This is a genomic window from Chamaesiphon sp. OTE_20_metabat_361 (assembly GCF_031364565.1).
The window spans coordinates 1-3945 of sequence record NZ_JANLWO010000007.1 but is presented as its reverse complement, the minus strand read 5'-3'; the positions used below and the strand labels follow the sequence as shown (position 1 = coordinate 3945).

The 3945-nt window shown below is 46.5% G+C and carries 5 protein-coding genes and 1 pseudogene; 3 read left to right on the top strand and 3 right to left on the bottom strand.

Translation table 11 applies throughout. The features are described from left to right. Positions 1–78: 78 nt before the first annotated feature. Positions 79–342 (bottom strand): hypothetical protein, encoded by a 264-nt coding sequence (locus RMO35_RS00225; protein ID WP_309737734.1) that lies wholly within the window; start codon positions 340–342, stop codon positions 79–81. Positions 343–644: 302 nt separating this feature from the next. Here RMO35_RS00225 and RMO35_RS00220 point away from each other — a divergent pair, with 302 nt between their 5' ends. The 3 genes from RMO35_RS00220 (at position 645) to RMO35_RS00210 (ending at position 2505) form a co-directional block, all read left to right on the top strand. Beyond that, the gene (locus tag RMO35_RS00220; protein WP_309737732.1) at positions 645–1826 is read left to right on the top strand and encodes an RNA-guided endonuclease TnpB family protein; all 1182 of its coding nucleotides are present in this window, start codon (positions 645–647) and stop codon (positions 1824–1826) included. 137 nt (positions 1827–1963) lie between these two features. Beyond that, positions 1964–2182, top strand: a complete 219-nt coding sequence (locus RMO35_RS00215; protein ID WP_309737731.1) for a DUF433 domain-containing protein — start codon at positions 1964–1966, stop codon at positions 2180–2182. 2 nt (positions 2183–2184) lie between these two features. After that, positions 2185–2505 (top strand): DUF5615 family PIN-like protein, encoded by a 321-nt coding sequence (locus tag RMO35_RS00210; RefSeq protein WP_309737730.1) that lies wholly within the window; start codon positions 2185–2187, stop codon positions 2503–2505. Positions 2506–2520: 15 nt separating this feature from the next. Here the strand turns inward: RMO35_RS00210 and thiO are convergent, their stop codons facing one another. Then, positions 2521–3585 carry a glycine oxidase ThiO gene (gene thiO / locus RMO35_RS00205; protein ID WP_309737728.1) on the bottom strand — a complete coding sequence of 355 codons (1065 nt, stop codon included), beginning with the start codon at positions 3583–3585 and terminating at the stop codon, positions 2521–2523. Positions 3586–3664: 79 nt separating this feature from the next. Further along, positions 3665–3945 (bottom strand): annotated as a pseudogene (locus tag RMO35_RS00200) (hypothetical protein); the annotation flags it as partial.

The following is a 3945-nucleotide window of genomic DNA, read 5'->3' as shown; positions in this document are numbered from 1 at the left end:
CGGTCAGCAAAATCAGAATTCCGTTCGCGATACCATTGATAAGTACGATCGATTTGGGCTTCAGCAATCGGGGTTAGCTCAACCTGGAATGTCATATTTGCGCTGCATATCTTGGATGAAATCACCAATCGGGCGAGTTTGACCCTTGTTAAGCTCCTCAAGCCCTTGACTGATTCCCGCGATCGTTTCGATGCGCTCGATAAGTTCGCTCAGTTTAGCGGGGTCGATATTATTTGGATCGAGGAATGTTACCAGTACCTGCGTTCGAGCGCCTATATGCTGTGGTGGCCGATCGATCTGGATTTGCCCGTTTTCATATACGCCTTCGATCGTTTCTAACATGGAAGTATATTTGGAGATACAGGTCTACTTAATTTTACGGCAATATTGGGAGTGACGGTCTTAGGTCGATCGATGATTTTTTGGATGGATTCCCAACCGTGACTAAAAAACAGGTCGTTTATCTGGACAGGCGGGAATACCCCCATCAGAGCGGTACTCCGCTTGATGGTGGGATGAAAGACGAGCGAGAAGACGATTGCCCCGCCGATTAAATTGACAAGCAGCGCTCTCAACAATGAGGCGGGGTATGAGGAAACGAGCAAATTCCATGTTTCTTACCAGGAATGTGTTAGAATTTAAGGATGCAAAAAGCCTATCGCTACCGTTTCTATCCCACGACCGAGCAAGAATCACTCTTGCGCCGGACGATGGGCTGTGCGCGGTTGGTGTACAACAAGGCTTTAGCTGCAAGAACTGAGGCTTGGTACGAACGCCAAGAGCGAATTGACTTCGTTAAAACCTCCTCCATGCTGACAGGTTGGAAAAAGCAAGAAGACCTTGACTTTCTCAATGAGGTTAGCTCTGTACCACTCCAGCAAGGGTTGAGAAACCTGCAAAAGGCATTTACTAACTTTTGGGCTGGACGGGCGAAATATCCTAACTTTAAGAAAAAGTATAATGGCGGTAGTGCGGAATTTACTAAGGCTGCTTTCCGGTGGAAAGATGGACAAGTATTTCTGGCTAAATGTATCGAACCATTGGCTATTTGTTGGAGTAGAGATTTGCCGGAAGGATGTGAGCCATCCACTATCACCATTAAGTTGGAAGCCAGCGGTCGCTGGTTTGCATCCTTGTTGATAGATACTAATATTGCTCAACTGCCAAAATCCGATAAATCTATCGGTTTGGACGTGGGGATAACTAGTCTGATTGCCACTAGTAACGGCGATAAGATTGCCAACCCTAAACACTTTAAGCAACTACGCAAGAAGTTGAAACGAGTGCAAAAGGCACTGTCTCGCAAACAGAAAGGGAGTAACAACAGACATAAAGCTAGGTTGCATGTGGCTAGAGTCCACGCGCAAATCACCGATGCTAGAAAAGATTTTTTGCATAAGCTGACAACTCAACTGGTTCGTGAAAACCAAACGATAGTAGTTGAGGATCTGGCTATCAAAAACATGGTTAAAAACCATAAACTCGCTCTCTCGATTAGCGATGCTAGTTGGGGCGAACTGATTCGCCAACTTGCCTATAAATGCGAATGGTATGGGCGAGAGCTGATTAAAATTGACCGATGGTTTCCCAGCTCTAAAAGGTGTGGAAACTGTGGGCATATTGTAGATAAACTTCCATTGAATATTAGAGAGTGGGAATGTCCTAAATGTGGGGCAAACCATGACCGAGATATCAATGCAGCACATAATATTTTGGCGGCAGGGCTTGCCGTTTCAGTCTGTGGAGCGAACGTAAGACCCGATAGAGAATCCTCTAAAGGGCAGTTGCGAAATACCCGTAAGGGACAGAAGCAGAAACCCAAATAGCAATGTTTGGGAATCCCCCGCTATATCGGTACTCCGATTAGCGGTGGGAGGATGTCAACGAAGGCTGGTTCTCGATCGTCACGGTAGCAGAAGTTGATAAACTAGTAAGAATGTAGAAGTTAACGATTAATTTAGTTATGCCCGATCGAATATCGATTGTCAGTACATCGCCCGATATTATGGGCGGTACTCCAGTTTTCTCAGATACTAGAGTTCCCGTTCAGACGCTGTTCGATTATCTCAAAGCGGGAGAATCGATCGATGATTTTTTAGATGGATTCCCAACCGTGACTAGAGAACAGGTTATTGGTTTACTAGAAGCAGCCAGAAAACAACTTGTTAACATAGCGGCATAGCTATGAAAATCCTGTTAGATGAGTGTGTAGATCGTCGTCTAGCCAAAGAGTTTGTTGGCTATGAAATCAAAATAGTACCTCAGATGGGTTGGGCGGGAATTAAGGATCGCGAATTGTTGGTACTTGCCGAAGCAGACTTTGACATTTTTGTGACAGCGGATCGCAACTTGTCGTTTCAACACAACTTGTCGCAGTTCGATTTGTCACTAATTGTTTTACAAGCACAGTCTAATCGATTGGCAGATTTAAAGCCTTTAGTGCCAAAAGTTTTAGAAATGTTAGATATCGCACCAAGAGGACAAGCTACATTAGTTGGTATCTAACTTGGTTTTTAAAAATCAACCGGGGTCAAACCGTTGCCAGCTAAAGGCGGCTAGTAAATTATCGGCTTGCTGATGCCAGACTAGATCGGCGATTAACTTAGCCGTAATCGGCGCTAATAAAATCCCATTGCGATAGTGTCCGGTAGCTAGGGTGAGATTAGCCTCGGTACTGGTGCCTAAGATTGGTAATTCATCTGGTGTCGCTGGACGAAAACCCCACCAAGTTTCGAGGAGTGGGTACTGTTGCAGGGTTGGAAATAACCGCATCGCATTTGTCATCAATTGTTTGACGCCTTTGAGCGTATTCGATGGCGCAAAGCCGACATCTTCGCTAGTGGCACCGATAATAATTTTGCCATCACGACGCGGCACGATGTAGATTTCTTCGCCGAATAATACTTGCTGGAGCGGTAAATTATCTCGTTGCTCGTTGGGCACTAATACCGACAACATTTGCCCTTTGCGCGGGATGACGGGGATGGGTAATAGTTGTTGCGACCAGGCACCTGTGGCGAGGATATAATGCTGGGCAGTGAGATCGCCTTGACTTGTCTCTAGGTGCGTCACTCGTCCCTGGTTGCGATGGATGGCGGTCACTTCCACGCTATCTCTCAAGTTTATCCCCAGAGCTTGACTGGCACTAGAGAGCGATCGAATTAAGGCGCGATTGTCTACTTGTCCGTCGGCTGGATACCAATAACCACCGACTACCGACTCACTCAAGCCCGACTGCTGCTGATGAATCGAGTCAGTATCCAGCCAGTCTTGTCCTGATGCGCTCAGATAACGGGGGGCGAGAATGCCACACTGCCAATAACCCACATCTACTCCCGAAATTGCCTCAATTTTTCGCACCCATTCCGGGTATAACTCGCGACTATCCAGACACAAATCGTGCATTGTACCGGGGGCAATTTGTTCTGCCTGCGGTGCTAACATGCCCGCTGCGGCATGACCTGCGGCAGCTTTGAAGTCTTTGCTCAAAATCGTGACTTGGGCACCGAGCAGGCGCAATTCTATGGCAGTGGCTAAACCGATTACACCACCACCGATGACGATAATTTCACTACCAGAAGACATCGATCGCATCTACAGACAATGCGATCGAGTCTAACTTAGATTTCGATCGCATTGGTAGCAACTTACTTTTTTCCCAGTCTTAAATTAGACATAGTACCGTCGCTAAATGCTGCGACAAGCCGACGATCCGCTGACAACTCTCAGCGTGCCAGATTCTAAAGCTACCATCGATATTACCTGCAACTAACGGCCCCATCACATAACAGTTTTTGCTAGCTTCAAAGTTTTTGTCGATGACAAATCCCCGATTAGAGTCATTAGGCGCACAAATCCCCCGTCGCAGCAGATTTTGGATCAGGATGGAGGAGGATTTGGTAACATCTTGGAAGCCAGCACAATTGATAATTACGCCTAGTGGTG

Coding starts and splice junctions, on each gene's coding strand:
- RMO35_RS00225 (WP_309737734.1), bottom strand. CDS start 342: ATGTTAGAAACGATCGAAGGCGTATATGAAAACGGGCAAATCCAGATC.
- RMO35_RS00220 (WP_309737732.1), top strand. CDS start 645: ATGCAAAAAGCCTATCGCTACCGTTTCTATCCCACGACCGAGCAAGAA.
- RMO35_RS00215 (WP_309737731.1), top strand. CDS start 1,964: ATGCCCGATCGAATATCGATTGTCAGTACATCGCCCGATATTATGGGC.
- RMO35_RS00210 (WP_309737730.1), top strand. CDS start 2,185: ATGAAAATCCTGTTAGATGAGTGTGTAGATCGTCGTCTAGCCAAAGAG.
- thiO (WP_309737728.1), bottom strand. CDS start 3,585: ATGTCTTCTGGTAGTGAAATTATCGTCATCGGTGGTGGTGTAATCGGT.